The organism is Rheinheimera sp. UJ51, from assembly GCF_020819615.1.
Classification (GTDB): Bacteria; Pseudomonadota; Gammaproteobacteria; order Enterobacterales; family Alteromonadaceae; genus Alishewanella; species Alishewanella maricola.
Window position 1 is genome coordinate 26,214 of the sequence record NZ_JAJHOG010000002.1, and the last position, 16,933, is coordinate 43,146.

15 protein-coding genes are annotated in these 16,933 nt (G+C 48.1%); 10 read left to right on the forward strand and 5 right to left on the reverse strand.

The genetic code is table 11. The annotated features are described in order from the left end of the window. Window positions 1-23 precede the first annotated feature (23 nt). The 4 genes from ilvD to yjjX all read left to right on the forward strand — a co-directional run bounded on the left by ilvD (window position 24) and on the right by yjjX (window position 4,900). Window positions 24-1,874 (forward strand): dihydroxy-acid dehydratase, encoded by a 1,851-nt coding sequence (gene ilvD / locus LMJ53_RS02275; RefSeq protein WP_229584606.1) that lies wholly within the window; start codon window positions 24-26, stop codon window positions 1,872-1,874. A 396-nt stretch (window positions 1,875-2,270) separates the two neighbouring features. Then, the gene (gene ilvA / locus LMJ53_RS02280) at window positions 2,271-3,842 is read left to right on the forward strand and encodes a threonine ammonia-lyase, biosynthetic (protein ID WP_229584607.1); all 1,572 of its coding nucleotides are present in this window, start codon (window positions 2,271-2,273) and stop codon (window positions 3,840-3,842) included. Window positions 3,843-3,984: 142 nt separating this feature from the next. Beyond that, window positions 3,985-4,170, forward strand: a complete 186-nt coding sequence (locus tag LMJ53_RS02285; protein WP_229584608.1) for a ribosome alternative rescue factor ArfA — start codon at window positions 3,985-3,987, stop codon at window positions 4,168-4,170. A 217-nt stretch (window positions 4,171-4,387) separates the two neighbouring features. Further along, on the forward strand, window positions 4,388-4,900 hold the full coding sequence (gene yjjX / locus LMJ53_RS02290; RefSeq protein WP_229584609.1) for an inosine/xanthosine triphosphatase: 513 nt from the start codon (window positions 4,388-4,390) through the stop codon (window positions 4,898-4,900). Window positions 4,901-4,950: 50 nt separating this feature from the next. On the opposite strand, the gene LMJ53_RS02295 is transcribed toward yjjX, so the two are convergent. Then, complete coding sequence (locus tag LMJ53_RS02295) at window positions 4,951-5,367, reverse strand: organic hydroperoxide resistance protein (protein ID WP_229584610.1); 417 nt, start codon at window positions 5,365-5,367, stop codon at window positions 4,951-4,953. A gap of 161 nt (window positions 5,368-5,528) precedes the next feature. On the opposite strand from LMJ53_RS02295, the gene LMJ53_RS02300 reads away from it, so the two are divergent. Together LMJ53_RS02300 and LMJ53_RS02305 are read left to right on the forward strand one after the other, a co-directional pair. Then, window positions 5,529-5,978, forward strand: a complete 450-nt coding sequence (locus tag LMJ53_RS02300; protein ID WP_229584611.1) for a MarR family winged helix-turn-helix transcriptional regulator — start codon at window positions 5,529-5,531, stop codon at window positions 5,976-5,978. Between the two features lie 312 nt (window positions 5,979-6,290). Further along, on the forward strand, window positions 6,291-9,131 hold the full coding sequence (locus LMJ53_RS02305) for a M16 family metallopeptidase (protein ID WP_229584612.1): 2,841 nt from the start codon (window positions 6,291-6,293) through the stop codon (window positions 9,129-9,131). A gap of 49 nt (window positions 9,132-9,180) precedes the next feature. Here LMJ53_RS02305 and LMJ53_RS02310 read toward each other — a convergent pair whose 3' ends face one another. Both LMJ53_RS02310 and LMJ53_RS02315 read right to left on the reverse strand, forming a co-directional pair. Further along, entirely contained in the window at window positions 9,181-9,426 is a 246-nt protein-coding gene (locus LMJ53_RS02310; RefSeq protein WP_229584613.1) for a GNAT family N-acetyltransferase, read from the reverse strand. Between the two features lie 3 nt (window positions 9,427-9,429). Further along, a complete protein-coding gene (locus tag LMJ53_RS02315) occupies window positions 9,430-9,696 on the reverse strand; it encodes a hypothetical protein (RefSeq protein ID WP_229584614.1) in 267 nt (88 codons plus the stop codon). A 152-nt stretch (window positions 9,697-9,848) separates the two neighbouring features. On the opposite strand from LMJ53_RS02315, the gene LMJ53_RS02320 reads away from it, so the two are divergent. Both LMJ53_RS02320 and LMJ53_RS02325 read left to right on the forward strand, forming a co-directional pair. Then, entirely contained in the window at window positions 9,849-11,036 is a 1,188-nt protein-coding gene (locus tag LMJ53_RS02320) for an NRAMP family divalent metal transporter (RefSeq protein WP_229584615.1), read from the forward strand. 22 nt (window positions 11,037-11,058) lie between these two features. Next, entirely contained in the window at window positions 11,059-12,306 is a 1,248-nt protein-coding gene (locus LMJ53_RS02325) for a cation:proton antiporter (protein ID WP_229584616.1), read from the forward strand. A 27-nt stretch (window positions 12,307-12,333) separates the two neighbouring features. Here LMJ53_RS02325 and ilvN read toward each other — a convergent pair whose 3' ends face one another. Together ilvN and LMJ53_RS02335 are read right to left on the reverse strand one after the other, a co-directional pair. Next, a complete protein-coding gene (ilvN, locus tag LMJ53_RS02330) occupies window positions 12,334-12,825 on the reverse strand; it encodes an acetolactate synthase small subunit (RefSeq protein ID WP_229584617.1) in 492 nt (163 codons plus the stop codon). Window positions 12,826-12,827: 2 nt separating this feature from the next. Further along, window positions 12,828-14,567: an acetolactate synthase 3 large subunit gene (locus LMJ53_RS02335; RefSeq protein ID WP_229584618.1), complete on the reverse strand. Its 1,740-nt coding sequence runs from the start codon at window positions 14,565-14,567 to the stop codon at window positions 12,828-12,830. Window positions 14,568-14,879: 312 nt separating this feature from the next. On the opposite strand from LMJ53_RS02335, the gene LMJ53_RS02340 reads away from it, so the two are divergent. Both LMJ53_RS02340 and LMJ53_RS02345 read left to right on the forward strand, forming a co-directional pair. Then, window positions 14,880-15,725 carry a co-chaperone YbbN gene (locus LMJ53_RS02340; protein WP_229584619.1) on the forward strand — a complete coding sequence of 282 codons (846 nt, stop codon included), beginning with the start codon at window positions 14,880-14,882 and terminating at the stop codon, window positions 15,723-15,725. Continuing rightward, window positions 15,725-16,933: a methyltransferase gene (locus LMJ53_RS02345; protein WP_229584620.1), complete on the forward strand. Its 1,209-nt coding sequence runs from the start codon at window positions 15,725-15,727 to the stop codon at window positions 16,931-16,933. Before LMJ53_RS02340 ends, LMJ53_RS02345 begins: the two co-directional genes overlap by 1 nt.

Genomic DNA, 16,933 nt, shown 5'->3' on the forward strand with positions numbered 1-16,933 from the left:
GTTTATTTTTAGGAAAGATAACAATGCCAAAGTTAAGATCTGCAACCGTTACCGAAGGACGTAATATGGCTGGCGCCAGAGCATTATGGCGCGCTACAGGCGTGAAAGACACCGATTTTGGTAAGCCCATCGTCGCGGTGGTGAACTCTTTTGTCGAATTTGTACCCGGCCATGTGCATTTACGCGATTTAGGTAAATTGGTTGCCAGCAGTATTGAAGAAGCGGGTGGTATTGCCAAAGAATTCAATACCATAGCAGTGGATGACGGTATCGCCATGGGCCATGGTGGCATGTTGTACAGCTTGCCCTCGCGTGAGCTAATAGCCGATTCTGTTGAATACATGATTAACGCGCACTGTGCCGATGCCATGGTGTGTATTTCAAACTGTGACAAAATTACGCCCGGCATGTTAATGGCCGCCATGCGCTTAAATATCCCGGTGATCTTTGTGTCTGGCGGCCCGATGGAAGCGGGTAAAACCAAGTTATCTGATCAAATTATCAAATTGGATTTAGTGGATGCGATGGTCTCTGCCGCCGATCCCAACGTCAGCGACAGTGACAGCGCTGAAATTGAACGCAGTGCTTGCCCAACTTGTGGTAGTTGCTCTGGGATGTTTACGGCTAACTCAATGAACTGTTTGGTCGAGGCATTAGGTTTAGGTCAGCCGGGTAATGGTTCGTTATTGGCTACCCATGCTGATCGTAAAGAATTATTTGTGCAAGCCGGTTTCCGTATTATGGAATTGTGCAATCGCTGGTATAAACAAGATGATGCCAGTGCGCTACCGCGTAATATCGCCAATAAAGCGGCTTTTGAAAATGCCATGATGCTGGATATCGCGATGGGCGGTTCTACCAATACGGTTTTGCATTTATTAGCTGCGGCCATTGAAGCCGAAGTGGATTTTGGCATGGACGACATTGATCGTTTGTCTCGCATCGTGCCGCACTTATGTAAAGTCGCCCCTTCAACTCAAAAATACCATATGGAAGATGTGCATCGTGCCGGTGGGGTTATTGCTATTTTGGCAGAGTTAAATCGTGCCGGTTTACTTAATCCGAATGTACCGCATGTGGCGGGTAAAGATTTAGCCGATGTATTAGCGCAGTGGGATATTGCGTCTACCGCGCACGCGGAAGCGAAACAAATGTATTTAGCCGGCCCTGCCGGTATTCGCACGACTAAAGCCTTTTCGCAAAGTTGCCGTTACCCCAGTTTAGATGATGATCGGGTTGATGGCTGTATTCGCAGTAAAGAGCATGCTTACTCGCAAGACGGCGGCTTAGCGGTATTGTTTGGTAACTTAGCGCCTAATGGTTGTATCGTTAAAACCGCCGGCGTAGAAAAAGAAAACTTAGTGTTTACTGGCCGTGCTCGGATCTTTGAAAGCCAAGATGATGCTGTTGCCGCTATTCTGGGTGGCAAAGTGGTGGCCGGTGATGCGGTGATTATTCGCTACGAAGGCCCGAAAGGTGGCCCAGGTATGCAAGAAATGTTGTATCCCACCAGTTATTTAAAATCGATGGGCTTAGGTAAAGCCTGTGCTTTGATTACTGATGGCCGTTTCTCTGGCGGTACCTCGGGTTTATCCATTGGTCATGTTTCGCCAGAGGCGGCCAGTGGTGGGGTGATTGCCTTGGTGGTAGAGGGTGATCGGGTTGAGATTGATATTCCGAATCGCAAAATTGGTATTGCAGTGAGTGATGAGGAGCTAGCAACACGGCGTGCGGCTATGCAGGCAAAGGGTAAGCTGGCGTGGAAGCCGGAAAATCGGCAGCGTGTGGTAAGCAGTGCCTTAAAAGCCTATGCGCTATTAGCAAGCAGTGCCGATAAGGGCGCCGTGCGGGATGTTTCTAAGCTGGAAGACTAATTAAGAAAGGCTATTGTAATTAAGTAGTGCAATGAGGTGCAGTTTCGCTAGTTAATCACACGCAAGGATGCCGTAAATACGTCCTTGTCGGCTCCTCTCCAGCATCCATGCTGGAGAGGCCTTGCTTAGTGATTAACTAGCTACCTAGTTGGTTTTGCAGTTTCGCAAGTTAACTTCATGCAAGGACGCCGTGAATACGTCCTTGTAGGCTCTTCTCCAGTATCCATGCTGGAGACGGCTTGCTTGGTGATTAGTGAGCTGCACGTTTAGTGGGGCGTGTGGGTGTTTAGCGTTAGCTGATTAGCTGGCTGCAAGGTGGGTTTAGTGACGTGCAGTTGAGTTAGCTGCGCAGATGGTTTGTTTAATAATATAAATAGTAAGAGCAATGGAGTCACAATGAATAATCTGGCAACAGTCCAACCCGAGCAAACGGATGCCGAAGTGATGCAACAGTATCTGCGGGAGATTTTGCTATCGCCGGTTTATCAAGCTGCGGTTGAAACTCCGTTGGATGACATGGCCAAGCTCAGTAAACGCTTGGGGCATCAGGTATTATTAAAGCGCGAAGATAAACAGCCGGTTTACTCTTTTAAAGTGCGCGGTGCTTTTCATAAGTTACACAAAGTAAAACAACAGCATACTGCTGCTGCCGTGATCTGCGCCTCGGCCGGAAATCATGCACAGGGCGTGGCCTTATCAGCCAGTAAGCTGGGCTTAAAAGCGACTATTGTTATGCCGATCACCACGCCTGAAATCAAAGTGGCGGCGGTCAAAGCCTTGGGCGGTAATGTGGTGCTGCACGGCACGGCCTTTGATGAAGCTAACAGTTTTGCGATTGCTAAAGCCAAAGACGAAGGCGCTATTTATATTCCGCCGTTTGATGATGCCGATGTTATAGCTGGGCAGGGTACGGTAGCAAAAGAGTTATTAAGCCAAAATAATCAATTGGATGCCGTGTTTATTCCCGTGGGTGGTGGTGGTTTGATGGCGGGTATGGCGGTGTATATCAAAGCTATTCAGCCACATATTAAAGTGATTGGTGTCGAGCCGGAAGATGCGGCTTGTTTAAAGGCGGCCATGGCCGCGGGTGAACCGGTGACCTTGCCGCGTGTTGGTTTATTTGCCGATGGTGTGGCTGTAAAGCGGATTGGTACGGAAAACTTTAATGTTGCTAAGCGCTTTTGTGATGAAGTGATCACCGTGACCAGTGACGAAATGTGTGCGGCCATTAAAGATATTTTTGATGATTTACGCGCAGTGGCGGAACCGGCTGGCGCTTTAGCTTTGGCCGGGTTGAAAAAATACAGCCAACGTTTAAGTAATAGCACGCTTGCCAAACCGCAGCATTATGCAGCGGTACTCAGTGGTGCGAACTTAAACTTTGATACTTTGCGTTATGTATCTGAGCGCTGCGAACTTGGCGAGAAAAAAGAAGCGGTATTTGCCGTGACGATACCAGAAGAGAAAGGCAGCTTTCGGCGCTTTTGCCAAACTCTCGGCGGTCGAGCCATCACCGAGTTTAATTACCGTTATGCCAGCGATCGTAAAGCGCATATCTTTGTTGGCATCAAGCTGCGGCACGGTGAGCAAGAGCTGGCCACCGTAAAAACATTACTCAGTGATGCCGGTTATCAATACTTAGATCTTTCTGATGACGAGCTGGCCAAGCTGCATGTTCGGCATATGGTCGGCGGTATGCCGCCACGGGCAATTACTGAACAGGTCTATCAGTTTAATTTCCCTGAATATCCAGGCGCATTGATGAATTTTCTTAACACATTAGGCGAAGATTGGAATATTAGCTTATTCCATTATCGTAACCATGGCGCCGCAACAGGGGATGTGTTGGCCGGTTTTGAAGTGGCCGAGCATAGCGATATTGCCAGTTACTTAGATAAGCTGGGTTATCAGTATCAATTGGTTAGCAATAATCAGAGTTACCAAACTTTCTTAACTGCAGGCGAATAGTGGCGGTTATTGCTTGAACCGGACAACTATTCGGCTCAGTGTGTGAGCCGAATAGTTGGGAACTTACAGCCTGGGTTGCGGCCTAAGCCTGCAGTGACATTTTGGACGTTTTTCTGGTTGGTTTTAAAAGGGGAGTACCACTATGAGTAAGTCAGCGACCAGCGAGCATGGTCGCGGAGAGATCCGCGATAATGCGTTAAAGGCCTTAGTGACTAGTAAGTTGTTTCAAACTAGGGTGGTTAAGGCGAAAAAGGGCAAAGGTTCCTACAACCGCAAAGGGCGTAATTCACAAGATTACGCCCTTGTTATTTTTAACGCCCCGCACTGATTTCTTTGCATTCCCGCCTACTTATTTTCTGTGAGCACTTCTGCTTTATTTAACTTTTCTGAGCCTTAACCCTGTTGTATCTGGCCTAGCGACCTCTTTTATTAACGCTTTTACGTAAAGTATAAAGCCCGTCGTGAGTCGGTAGGGTGGCGTTGTGTTTACAAGTCGGCGTGGCTCGCGTTAGGCTAAGCCTTTGATGAAACGAAGAGTAGAATACATGTGGAGCATAGCAGTCGCGTCGGCGAATCCGGCGAAAATTAATGCGGTACAGCAATGTTTTAATGCTAATTTTCCAGAGCAAGCACTGACAGTAACAGGGCTTAATGTGCCATCGGGTGTGCCCGATCAGCCGATGAGCAGTGAAGAAACCTATGCCGGCGCGAAAAATCGTTTAACGGCCTTAAAACAAGCCATCGCTGCTGATTACTATGTGTCGATTGAAGCCGGTTTAGATGGCGATTTAACCTTTGCGTGGATGTTAATTGAGCATAATGGCAAGGTCGGTAAAGCACGTTCTGCGAGTTTAATGTTACCCAAAGCGGCGCTTGCCGCCATAGAGCAAGGGCAAGAGCTGGGTGATGCAATGGATACCTTGTTTGGTACGCAAAATATCAAACAAGCGGGTGGCGCAATTGGCTTATTAACTCAAAACCGGTTAAGTCGCAGCCAAGTCTATCAACAAGCCTTAACACTAGCGCTGATCCCGTTTCTTAATACCGAGTGGTTTTAAAAAACAGGATCCACTTGGAAACACGTGCCGTGGCAGCGGCACGCTTCTCATTAAACGCTAGTGTGTAAGCGTACTTCAATATTACCGCGAGTGGCGTTTGAGTATGGGCAAACTTGGTGCGCGGCAGCGACTAACTGCTCGGCTTGGTCTGCGGCTAAACCCGGTAAGTTAATAAATAAATCGACATCTAAACCAAAACCCCCTTCGATTTTACCAATGCCTACTTCGCCACGAATGGTGCTGTCTGCAGGTAAGGCAAGTTTTTGCTGGCCAGCAACAAATTTTAAAGCGCCGATAAAACAGGCGGCATAACCGGCGGCAAATAATTGCTCAGGGTTAGTGGCATCACCTTTACCACCCAAGGCTTTTGGCGCAGCTAATTTGCTGCTCAATAAATTATCATCTGAGTTAACTTGACCATCACGGCCACCGGTTGCGGTAACAACGGCTTTGTATAATATTTCCATGTGTCGCTCCAATTGTTGAGTAAGTAAACCGGATTAAGCACCGGACGAACAGATACTAACGCCAATTTATCTTGCATGCAATATAATTGCGTGAAATATTTCTCTGCAGCGGAGAATCAGCGTATACTAGGCAGCATGCAAGGCGAGATGAGACCAGCGGTATGACAGAGAAAACCTTACCTTTAGCGCAGCAAGTGTGTTTTGCGTTATACAGCGCCAATAACGCCATGATGCGTTTGTATCGGCCCTTATTGCAGTCGTTTGATTTGACCTATCCGCAGTATGTGGTGTTACTCGCGTTATGGCAGCAAGACAATATTAGTTTGGGGCAGCTAGGGCAGCAGACGTTATTTGATTCGGGCACTTTAACGCCACTGGTTAAAAAGTTAGAGCAAAAAGCCATTTTGCAGCGGCAAAGCGATCCCGCTGATGAGCGCGTGAAAAAAGTGGTGCTCACGCCTTTTGGTCAAGCATTAGAACAGCAAGTGGTCAATGTGATGCCGGCTTTACGTTGTCAGGTTGCCTTATCCGATGATGAATTGGTGTTACTGCGTGAACAGGCGCGTGCTTTGCAACTGCAAATTCAACAGCTTGAGCAGTGCCGTAAGTAGGCTGAATAAAGTCGGTTTGGTTGAGTGAGTCGCACGGTAGAGCGTGATGACGCTGCGCCCTCATCGTGTCTGCCCGCTGCGCTTAACGGTAACTAACGTAATTTTCAGGGCCTTGGTCGAGCGCTATCAGGGTGTAAAATGCATTTCAACGCATGGTTAAATAATTTATTGATTTAAACCAACTGGTTACGCTGGCATCTGTTAAGGCTGCGGTGCTGGCGTGTTATATTTTGTTACATCTGTAAGGTTTTCATTAATGGCTCGAGCTGTTTTAATCTAGGCGTAAATCCTTTTTTATTAGCGGAGCCTGCTTTGAAATTATCTACTTTAAGTCTCGCCTTACTGGTTGCCCTCGGTGTGGCTGGCTGTACTAACACCACATCAGTTAAATCTTTACCTGAGGGTGTTACCCTAGTGGCCGAAGGCCAACAGCAAGCGGGTGAATTAAATTTACCCTATAAAAAATATCAATTAGCCAATGGCTTAACGGTTATTGTGCATGAAGATCAGTCTGATCCATTGGTGCATGTTGATGTAACTTACCATGTTGGTTCGGCGCGTGAAGAGTTAGGTAAGTCAGGTTTTGCGCACTTTTTTGAACATATGATGTTTCAGGGTTCAGAAAACGTTGGCCCGGAAATGCATTTCAAATATGTCACCGAAGCCGGTGGTACGCTAAACGGTACGACCAACAGCGATCGCACCAATTATTTCCAAACGGTACCGGTTAACCAGTTAGAAAAAATGCTGTGGTTAGAATCGGATCGCATGGGGTATTTTCTGGATGCGGTGACGCAAGAAAAGTTTGATATTCAATTATCGACGGTAAAAAACGAGCGCGGACAACGGGTAGATAACCAGCCTTATGGCCGTTATTGGGAGCAGTTATCGCAAGCACTGTATCCTTATGGTCACCCATACTCTTGGCCGGTGATTGGTCATATGGATGACTTAAATCGCGCCAATATGCCAGCGTTAAAAGATTTCTTCTTACGTTGGTATGGCCCGAATAACGCCACTCTGACAATCGGTGGTGCGGTTAAAGCGGAAGATGTACTGCCCTTAGTGCAAAAGTATTTTGCCACTATTCCTGCAGGCCCTGCTGTTGAAACGATGGCAAAAGCCCCAGCGGTATTAACCGCCGATCGTTATATCTCGATGGAAGATAACGTGCACTTGCCGTTACTTAGCATGACATTCCCTACCGTGTATGCCGGTCATCCAGACGAACCCGCGCTGAATATCTTAGGTGATATTCTAGGTAGCGGTAACAACTCTTTGTTATATCAAAGCTTAGTACGGCCACAAATTGCCGTGCAAGCCGGTGCAAGCCATCGCTGCCAAGAATTGGCATGTACCTTCAACCTGACGGCATTACCACACCCCGCATCGGGTAAAAACCTGGCTGAGTTAGAGCAACTGTTACGGCAAAACTTGCAACAAGTGGCTGAGCGCGGCGTTAAACCTGAAGATTTAGCTCGGGCAAAAGCGCGCGTTGAAGCGCGCAGCATTTTTGGTTTACAAAGCGTGGCCGGTAAAGTCAGCCAGTTGGCTTACAATGAGACTTTTTACGGTGATCCTGATCGTATCGCTACCTTATTAGCGGCCTATGCTGCGGTCACCGCAGAAGACGTAATGCGGGTATATCAGCAATATGTGCAGCAAAAACCTGCAGTGATTAGCAGTGTCGTACCACGCGGTAAAATTGAGATGATTGCTGCGCCAGATAACTTCACGCCGCGCACGTTCGACCCTGCTGAAGCCACTCCTTCAGAAAGTTTACCTACACGAGTAGCGAGCCATACTTTTGATCGCACTGCCGTACCTAAAGCCGGTGCTAACCCTGCAATCACCTTACCTGCCACTTGGACCAGCGAATTAGCTAACGGTATCAAGGTGCTGGCGTCTGTGAGTGACGAAACACCGACAACGTCGATATTACTGCGTATTCCTGCGGGCAGTTATGCAAACAGCGTTGAGCAAGCGGGTGTCGCCTCGATGATGGCGTCGTTATTAAATGAAAGCACCACCAATTACAGCACTGAGCAAATGAGCATGGCGCTGGAGTTATTGGGTAGTTCGGTGTCAATCAGTGCCGATGACAACGATTTAAATGTGTTTGTCAGCAGTTTAACCAGTAACTTGCCGCAAACGTTGCAGCTTGTGCAAGAAAAACTGTTAAACCCGGCTTTTTCAGAGGAAGACTTTAATCGCTTAAAACAGCAACGCTTACAATCACTGGCCCAAGCACAGAAAAATGCCAGCTACTTGGCCGAACGTGCCGTCAGTCAGTTAATGTTCGGTGACACCATTGCGGGTCAGCCAAGCATGGGCACTGAGCAAACGTTAGCGACGATGACCTTAGAGCAGATCCGTAGTTTCTATCAAACCTTTGTTAAACCAGCTGGTGCGCAGTTAGTGGCGGTTTCGGATTTACCTCAAGCGAAACTGTTGCCGTTATTAGCCAATATGGCACCGCAGTGGCAAGGTAAAGCCCCTGAGTTAAACTTGGCATTGCCTGCACCTAAGGTACAGGCTGGCGCGATTTACTTAGTGCATAAAGACCAATCACCACAATCAGAAATCCGTATTGTACGCCGTGCTATGCCGCGTGATCTGACCGGTGAGTTCTATCAAGCGGGTTTAATGAACTTTACTTTAGGTGGCAACTTTAACAGCCGTATCAACCTGAACCTGCGTGAAGATAAAGGTTATACCTACGGTGCTCGAAGTGGTTTTGGTGGGGATCAGCGCGTGGGTATGTTTTCGGCCAGTGCCGCAGTGCGCGCCGATGTCACGCGTGAATCGATTGAAGAGTTCTTAAAAGAGCTTAACAATTACCAACAAAACGGCATGACCGCTGAAGAATTAGCCTTTATGCGCAGTGCGGTAAACCAATCTGAAGCGTTACGTTATGAAACACCGAATGCCAAGTTAGGCTTTATGGCGCAGATGTTAGAATTTAACGTCGGTGCGGAGTTTACTCAGCAGCGTAATCAGATCTTACAGCAAAGCACCCAAGCGCAACTAAATGCGTTAGCCAGCCGTTATTTATCACCAGAAGAGATGGTGATTGTGGTGGTCGGTGAAGCAGATAAACTCAAGCCTGAGTTAGAAAAACTGCAATTGCCGATTATCGAAATGAAGCTATAAGCCGCATCAGTAAATAGCAAAAGCCAGGTGATGTCACCTGGCTTTTTTATTAGAGAAAACGCTGCACGTAAGAGCAGCTTGCTTGAATGTCATAACCTGCTGTTTGCGCCCACTGCAGCGCATGTCGCACCAATTTTTCTGCTAAACCCTTACCGCGAAACTCCGGCGGCACGAAGGTATGGTGAAAATTAATCACCTTGCCATTCACGTGATAATCTAGCTGCGCACTGGCATCCGCCAAGGTGAGCGTAAAGCGTTGCTCTGATGCGAGATGCTTAATAAGCGGTTCTGACATAGCTTACTCCTCATCTAACCAAGGGGTTGCAGGTAATAACGCTAAATGCGCGGTATAGCGTTCTAAATTAAAGCTTTGTTGCTGTTCAACCACGGCAAACATTTCTGGGGCTAGCGCACAAGCCATTAACTCCATAGCCGCCTCGCGACTGTGCCCTGTCATCCGTAAACGCATTAAGGTTGCCATCACTTCCGTGGGATAATTATCGGCTAATTGGTTTTCGAGAACCTCAAGCAAGGTTGCCTGATCGGTTAAGTCGCTTTCTTGCATGTTACAAGCCTCTGTTAGCGGTAAAAGCAGTGCATCACTGTGATGCTTAGGCTAAGCTAGCGAGCATCAAATAACAATCAACAAGTCGTATTATGCAAGAAGTTTTCTCTGGCTGGCGCGCCCGCCTGCAAACATTGGGGCCCGGTGTTTTAATGGCAACAGCCGCGATTGGTGGCTCTCATTTGGTGGCATCAACCCAAGCCGGTGCTTTATTTGGCTGGCAGTTGTTATGGCTTATTTTGTTGGTGAATATTTTAAAGTACCCGTTTTTTCGGTTTGGTGTGCAATATACCTTAGAGCAAAACGAAACGCTGTTAGAAGGCTATCAGCGTAAAGGTAACGGCTATTTTTACTGCTTTGTTGGCTTAAACGTTGTGGCGGCGGTGGTGAATACCGCGGCGGTACTGATTTTAACGGCAGCCTTATTGCAATATGCACTGCCTGGGAATTGGTCCTTAACCCTATTGTGTTGCTTAATCTTATTGGCTTGCTTACTGATCTTGTTGCTGGGTCATTATCAGGCGCTAGACAGCGTCGCGAAAGTGATTATGTTGCTCTTAACCCTCACCACCGTAACCGCGGTTATTATTGCCGCTAAAAACGGCGCTACCGCACCTGCAGATTATGTTGGGCAATCCCCTTGGCAATTAGTGATGCTAGGTTTTTTAGTGGCGTTAATGGGGTGGATGCCCGCACCGATTGAGATTTCGGCGATCAGCTCATTGTGGCTAACCGCGAAACAGCGGCGACAACCGGTAACGCGTGCTCAGGGCCTGTTTGATTTTAACCTCGGTTATTGGTTAACCGCAGGTTTGGCGTTAGTTTTTGTATCCTTAGGGGCGTTAGTGCAATACGGTACTGCGCAGCCGATTGCCTTGGCCGGTGCTGCCTTTGCCCAACAATTGGTCGATATGTATGGCGCAACCATTGGCGCATGGTCAAAGCCACTGGTATCGCTGATTGCCTTTTTATGTATGTTTGGTACCACCATCACCGTGTTGGATGGGTACGCACGAACCCTGAATAAATCGTTTTATTTGTTGGGTTGGCAAAAAGTGGATAATCGCCTGAGCTTAAGCAGTTGGCTAATCGTGCAGGCACTTTGTGGCATGGCGGTGATCTTGTTTTTCCGTTCGGCACTCGGCCCGATGTTGACCTTCGCCATGACCTTAGCCTTTTTAACTACTCCCGTTTTTGCTTGGCTTAATTTTAGTTTACTGCGTGGGGCAGGCATGCCGCCATTATCGAAAGGGTTAACCCTATTAAGTTGGCTTGGACTGAGTTATTTGTTTGGTTTTGCCGTATTGTTCTTGTGTTGGTATCTAGGCTTACTCGGTTAACCATGGGTATTAGGAGTTCAGGGTGTCTCTTTGGCAGTTAATCTTGTTGTTTGTTGCGCAGTTAGCCCTGATTTTAATGGCGGCTCAGCTATTTGGTCGGTTGGCTCAGTTTGTCGGGCAACCGAAAGTCGTCGGTGAGATGATTGCCGGTGTGGCGCTCGGCCCTTCCTTGTTTGGCTGGTTTTTGCCCGCCCTTCAACAAAGTATTTTTATCCCTGAAACACGCAGTTGGCTGTATTTTGGTGCGCAATTAGGTGTCGGCCTCTATATGTTTTTAGTCGGCTTAGAGTTTAATACGCGGTTATTTAAGCAACATGCGCGCAGTGCCATTTCAGTGTCGCTGGCTGGTATGCTGGTGCCTTTTATTGTGGCGGCTTTGCTCTGCCTGTGGCTGTTAGCGCAGCCAGGCTTATTTGCCCCCGGTATCAGCTATTTTAATGCTGCGCTCTTTTTAGGTGCTGCCATTGCGATTACCGCCTTTCCCATGCTGGCCCGTATTATTTATGAGCGTGGCCTTGCTAATACGCCACTGGGCACCATGGCTTTGGCCGCCGGTGCCATAGATGATGCCGCGGCCTGGTTAATTTTAGCGCTGGTACTGGCCAGTTTTGGCGGTGGCATCAGTGTACTGTTAACCGCTTTGGTGGGGGGCGGTTTATATGCGTTGTTGATGCTAACCCAGGTACGTGGCTGGTTACAACCCTTGGCAGATCGGGTGGCGCAGCAGCAACAATTACAGTGGCCGCCTTTTGTATTTATAATGCTGTTGTTCGCTCTGTCGGCGTGGAGTATGGATTGGGTGGGCTTGCATGCGGTATTTGGCGGGTTCTTATTGGGTATCGCCATTCCGCGCGGCCTGATGGCCGAGTTGCTGCGCAAGCGATTAGAGCGCCTTACCATTTTGTTATTGTTGCCAATGTTTTTTACTTATTCAGGCTTAAATACCCGTTTAGATGTGCTGGCTTCCGGTAACTTACTGTTGATTACCTTGGCTATTTTAGTGTGCTCTATTCTAGCCAAGTTTGTCGCCTGTTGGGCGGCGGCCCGTTGGAACGGTGCGGATAATCCAACCGCCTTAGCGGTGGGTGCCTTGATGAATGCGCGGGGGTTGATGGAGCTGATTATTATTAATATTGCGTTGAATTACGGCATTATTCAACAAGGGCTATTTTCAATTATGGTGGTGATGGCTATTGTCACCACTTTGATGGCTTCGCCGTTGTTTCAGTGGGTGTATGGCCGTCATCAGCCAAAGAAAACGGCGACCTAGGTCGCCGTTTTGTAAGCTTAACGCGGGTTACATCGCTAAGGTTTTTTCACCGCGTGAAATACCCGATACGCCGCTTCGCACCACTTCTAAAATTTGCGAGCCGCTTAATGCTTGGATAAACGCATCCAGTTTGTCGCTGGTACCTACTAATTGCACGGTATAGGTATTGGCAGAAACATCAACAATTTGGCCGCGGAAGATATCCGCACAGCGTTTTACTTCGTCGCGTTGGTTGCCGGCGGCTTTCACTTTTACCAGCATCAATTCGCGTTCAATGTGCGCTGATTCGCTAAGATCAGTCAGTTTCACTACTTCAATCAGTTTATGCAGCTGCTTGGTAATTTGTTCAATCACTTGATCATTACCGTGCGTGACCAAGGTTAAACGCGAAAGCGTGGCGTCTTCCGTTGGCGCTACGGTGAGCGAATCAATGTTGTAACCGCGCTGAGCAAACAAACCGACAAGACGCGCTAAAGCACCCGATTCGTTTTCGAGTAAAACAGAAATAATATGTCGCATGGTTAAGTCCTCTCTGTCTTACTTAAAAATAACTCATTCATGGCACCGCCTGGAATTTGCATCGGGTAAACATGCTCTTTCGGATCGATATGAATATCTAAAAACACCAACTGATCTTTGAGAGCAAAAGCACGCTCTAGGGCCGGCTCAAGTTCTTCTGGTTTCGTTACGCGAATACCGACATGGCCGTAGGCTTCGGCTAACTTAATAAAGTCAGGTAGTGAATCCATATAAGAGCTGGCATAGCGCGATTCATAATTCATATCTTGCCATTGCTTCACCATGCCTAAATAGCCGTTATTCAGGTTGATGATTTTTACACCCAGCCCGTACTGTTTACAGGTTGATAGCTCCTGAATATTCATCTGAATAGAGCCTTCACCGGTAACACACACCACATCGTCATCAGGGAAGTTTAATTTAATGCCCATTGCCGCAGGTAAACCAAAGCCCATGGTGCCAAGGCCACCCGAGTTAATCCAACGATTCGGTTTGTTAAATTTGTAATACTGCGCCGCGAACATTTGATGTTGGCCAACATCACTACAGACAAAGGCATTACCCTTAGTAATTTTGCTCACCATTTCAATGACATGCTGTGGCTTGATTTGTGAGGTGGTGGTGTCATAACGGCCACCGTGCACGGCACGCCAAGCATTAATTTGTTGCCACCAACTTGATAGCGCGGCTTCGTCCAGTTTTTTCTTTTTCTGCTTCACCAGGCCAAGCATTTCTTCTAGCACCGGCTGCACTAAACCGACAATCGGAATATGCGCGTTAACGGTTTTAGAAATACTGGCCGGATCAACGTCAATATGAATAATCGTGGCATCGGGGCAGAATTTTTTGGTGTTGTTGGTCACGCGATCATCAAAACGCGCACCTACGGCTAGAATAACATCAGCGTGGTGCATGGTTTGGTTGGCTTCGTAACTGCCGTGCATACCCAGCATACCCACAAATTGTTTATCATCACCCGGATAAGCCCCTAAGCCCATCAGGGTGTTGGTTACGGGCACATTTAACAGTTGCGCTAATTCAGTGAGCTCGTCTGATGCACGGCCCATGATGACACCACCGCCGGCATAAATGATCGGTCTTTTCGCGGCTAATAACGCGGTAACGGCTTTTTTAATCTGGCCGCTATGGCCTTTTAATTTTGGCTGGTATGAACGCAGTTTCACTTCGCTTGGGTAATCATAAGCAAAGGTTTGGCTTGGGATCGTCATATCCTTCGGGATGTCGAGCACTACCGGGCCTGGGCGACCGCTTTGCGCAATATAAAAGGCTTTTCTAATCAGAGCCGGAATATCTTCAGGGCGTCGCACCGACATATTATGTTTGACGATCGGCCGGGAAATACCGAGCATATCGGTTTCTTGGAAGGCATCTTCGCCGATTAAATGGCTCATCACTTGGCCGGTGAGCACTACCATTGGGATCGAGTCCATATAGGCGGTGGCAATACCGGTGACGGCGTTAGTGGCACCCGGACCTGAAGTCACGAGCACCACACCGGCTTTACCGGTAGCACGGGCATAGGCATCGGCCATATGCGTGGCGGCTTGCTCGTGGCGCACCAGCACGTGCTTGACTTGAGTTTGTTGAAACAGCGCATCATAAATATGCAGCACAGCGCCACCGGGATAGCCATAGACGTATTCTACCCCTTCATCGGCCAGCGCGCGGATTACCATAGCTGCGCCCGATAACATCTCGGCTTGTTTGGATTGGCTTGTCATAATGTAGTATCTCATCAGTTGCTGAGGTAAAAGCAGTTTTAAGGCATTAAATACTAAAAACTGCCGACATTCCGTTATCGGATTGTCAGTGGTGCTACGTGGGCTGGTATGTCGGGAAGCGTAAGCTTTTCGCTACAGTTCCTGCGCTTTCTTTATGGCTCTGCTGGCGTTTTTTGTGCGCTTAATTAATTTACGGCAACTGCTTGGGAATGTCGATGCCTTTTTCACTTTTTAGCCATCTTTACTGCTTTAAAAAGGGCGGCGGCGCCACCATAGTATCAACTATCACTTTTGTTACAGGATTTACCGCTAATGCAAAACCCTATTGTTGACGTCACCATGATGAATGCGCGGGAGATCCTCGATCGCTCGATGCAACAGTTAGTGCTTTTTCAATTCTGGTCGGCTCGTAGTACCGGCTGTCAGCAGCTCACGGCAACATTAAGCAAAATAGTGCAGCAATATCCCAAGCAACTGTGTTTGGCGAAAGTGGATTGCGATGCAGAGCAAGATTTAGCCATGCAATTTGGTGTGCAATCGTTGCCCACCGTCATGTTTATTAAAGAAGGCCAACCGGTTGATGGTTTTGCCGGTGTCGAAACCGAACAACAAATTCTACAACGCTTGGCCGCTTACTTACCCAAGCCAGAAGATGACTTGCTAGCGAAAGCGCAGCGACAATTAGAAGCTGGGCAGATGAACGCCGCTTATCCGTTATTAGCTGAGGCTTTAACGCTGGCACCAGAGCGAGTGGAAATTAAAATTTGGTTAGCGGATTGCTCAATTAGCTTAGGTCAGTTGACTCAGGCTGAAAAGCTGTTAGCGGAAGTGCGTTTAGCGGATCAAGACGCCTTGTACAAAACCGTGTTAGCCAAATTAGAATTAGCCCAGCAAGCCACCAATACCCCTGAGATCCAAGCATTAGAAGCACAATTAGCCGCTGCGCCAGAAGATAAACACCTTATCGAACAATTAGCGGTGCAATATCAGGCGGTGTTGCGTTCAGAAGAGGCGCTGGCCTTATTATTGAACATTTTGCAGCAAGATCTTAATTTTGGTCAGAGCAAAAAATTGTATTTAGATATTTTGGCGGCATTGCCGAAAGGTGATCCGTTGGCCAGCCAATATCGTCGTCGTTTATACGCCCTGTTGTATTAATGTCGAACGCACCGCTGCAGGGCAGTGCGCTGTCTGAGTTGTTTCAGCAGCTCAGCAGTGTATTGCAGCGCTATCGCCAGTATTGGCAGTTCTCACCGATGGACTGCCTGACATTACCCTTCTCACCAGCCTTGAATGCACAACTGTCGCAACTTGGCGCCAGTGAGCTCGCGGTGCTAGATCAGGATCCGCAGCAACAACGCCACTATTTTGCCGAGTATTTTCCAGAGCTGACAGACTTACCTTTGTGGCTGAAAGCCCAGCGTGATGCAGACAGCAGCATCTGGCCATTTTGGTTAACGAATGGTATTCATGGTCGTAAGCTCACGCAAATTCAGCAGTTTTGTCAGTTTATTCCTGAGCAAGCGTTGCCGGTGCTGGAATGGTGCGCAGGTAAAGGCCATTTAGGCCGGCTGTTTGCCGCACAATCTAGCCGCACCGTGACGAGTATCGAATGGCAGCCAAGCTTATGTGAGGCGGGCAGTGCTTTAGCTTCACAGCATAAGATTTCACAGCAGTTTATTCAGGCGGATGTGCTAACTGCTGCGGGGGCGGCGGCAGTGCATGCCGACCAACAAGTGCTGGCCTTGCATGCTTGCGGTCAACTCCATCTGCAATTACTCACGGTGGCGGTAGCCCATCGCTGCCAACAGTTACAAGTTGCCCCCTGTTGCTATCATTTAATTAGCAGCTCAGACTATCAGCCGTTATCTAAACAGGCACAAGCCGATGCGTTAGCGCTAAGTCGGCAAGATTTAAAACTGGCGGTGCAAGGGCAAGTTACAGCGGGTGAGCGGGTCAGTCGTTTGCGGCAAACCGAAGTGACTTGGCGTTTGGCCTATGATGAATGGCGAGCTCAGCATACGGGGCAGCGGGCATATCAACCGTTACCTTCGTTACCCAAGCAGTGGTTTAGTGGCGATTTTGCTGCGTTTGCCAAGATGGCGGCCAGCTTACAGCATTTAACAGCACCTGCAGTTACAGACTGGCCGAGTTATTTAGCGGCTGGTGAGGCGCGTTATCTGTTGGTACAGCGGTTAGATGCCATTCGGCACCTGTTTCGGCGGCCATTAGAGCTGTATTTGGTGCTTGATAGAGCCTTGTACTTGCAACAACACGGTTATCAGGTGAGCGTGCAAGCCTTTTGTGATTATCAGCTGACCCCACGTAATTTATTACTGCAAGCCAGTTTAAACCCCGCTGTTTAA

Excerpts from the sequence above, each read along its gene's own strand:
- LMJ53_RS02340 (WP_229584619.1), top strand. The coding sequence starts at position 14,880 with ATGCAAAACCCTATTGTTGACGTCACCATGATGAATGCGCGGGAGATC.
- ilvA (WP_229584607.1), top strand. The coding sequence starts at position 2,271 with ATGAATAATCTGGCAACAGTCCAACCCGAGCAAACGGATGCCGAAGTG.
- ilvD (WP_229584606.1), top strand. The coding sequence starts at position 24 with ATGCCAAAGTTAAGATCTGCAACCGTTACCGAAGGACGTAATATGGCT.
- LMJ53_RS02335 (WP_229584618.1), bottom strand. The coding sequence starts at position 14,567 with ATGACAAGCCAATCCAAACAAGCCGAGATGTTATCGGGCGCAGCTATG.
- LMJ53_RS02315 (WP_229584614.1), bottom strand. The coding sequence starts at position 9,696 with ATGCAAGAAAGCGACTTAACCGATCAGGCAACCTTGCTTGAGGTTCTC.
- LMJ53_RS02300 (WP_229584611.1), top strand. The coding sequence starts at position 5,529 with ATGACAGAGAAAACCTTACCTTTAGCGCAGCAAGTGTGTTTTGCGTTA.
- ilvN (WP_229584617.1), bottom strand. The coding sequence starts at position 12,825 with ATGCGACATATTATTTCTGTTTTACTCGAAAACGAATCGGGTGCTTTA.
- yjjX (WP_229584609.1), top strand. The coding sequence starts at position 4,388 with ATGTGGAGCATAGCAGTCGCGTCGGCGAATCCGGCGAAAATTAATGCG.
- LMJ53_RS02295 (WP_229584610.1), bottom strand. The coding sequence starts at position 5,367 with ATGGAAATATTATACAAAGCCGTTGTTACCGCAACCGGTGGCCGTGAT.
- LMJ53_RS02310 (WP_229584613.1), bottom strand. The coding sequence starts at position 9,426 with ATGTCAGAACCGCTTATTAAGCATCTCGCATCAGAGCAACGCTTTACG.
- LMJ53_RS02320 (WP_229584615.1), top strand. The coding sequence starts at position 9,849 with ATGGCAACAGCCGCGATTGGTGGCTCTCATTTGGTGGCATCAACCCAA.
- LMJ53_RS02345 (WP_229584620.1), top strand. The coding sequence starts at position 15,725 with ATGTCGAACGCACCGCTGCAGGGCAGTGCGCTGTCTGAGTTGTTTCAG.
- LMJ53_RS02285 (WP_229584608.1), top strand. The coding sequence starts at position 3,985 with ATGAGTAAGTCAGCGACCAGCGAGCATGGTCGCGGAGAGATCCGCGAT.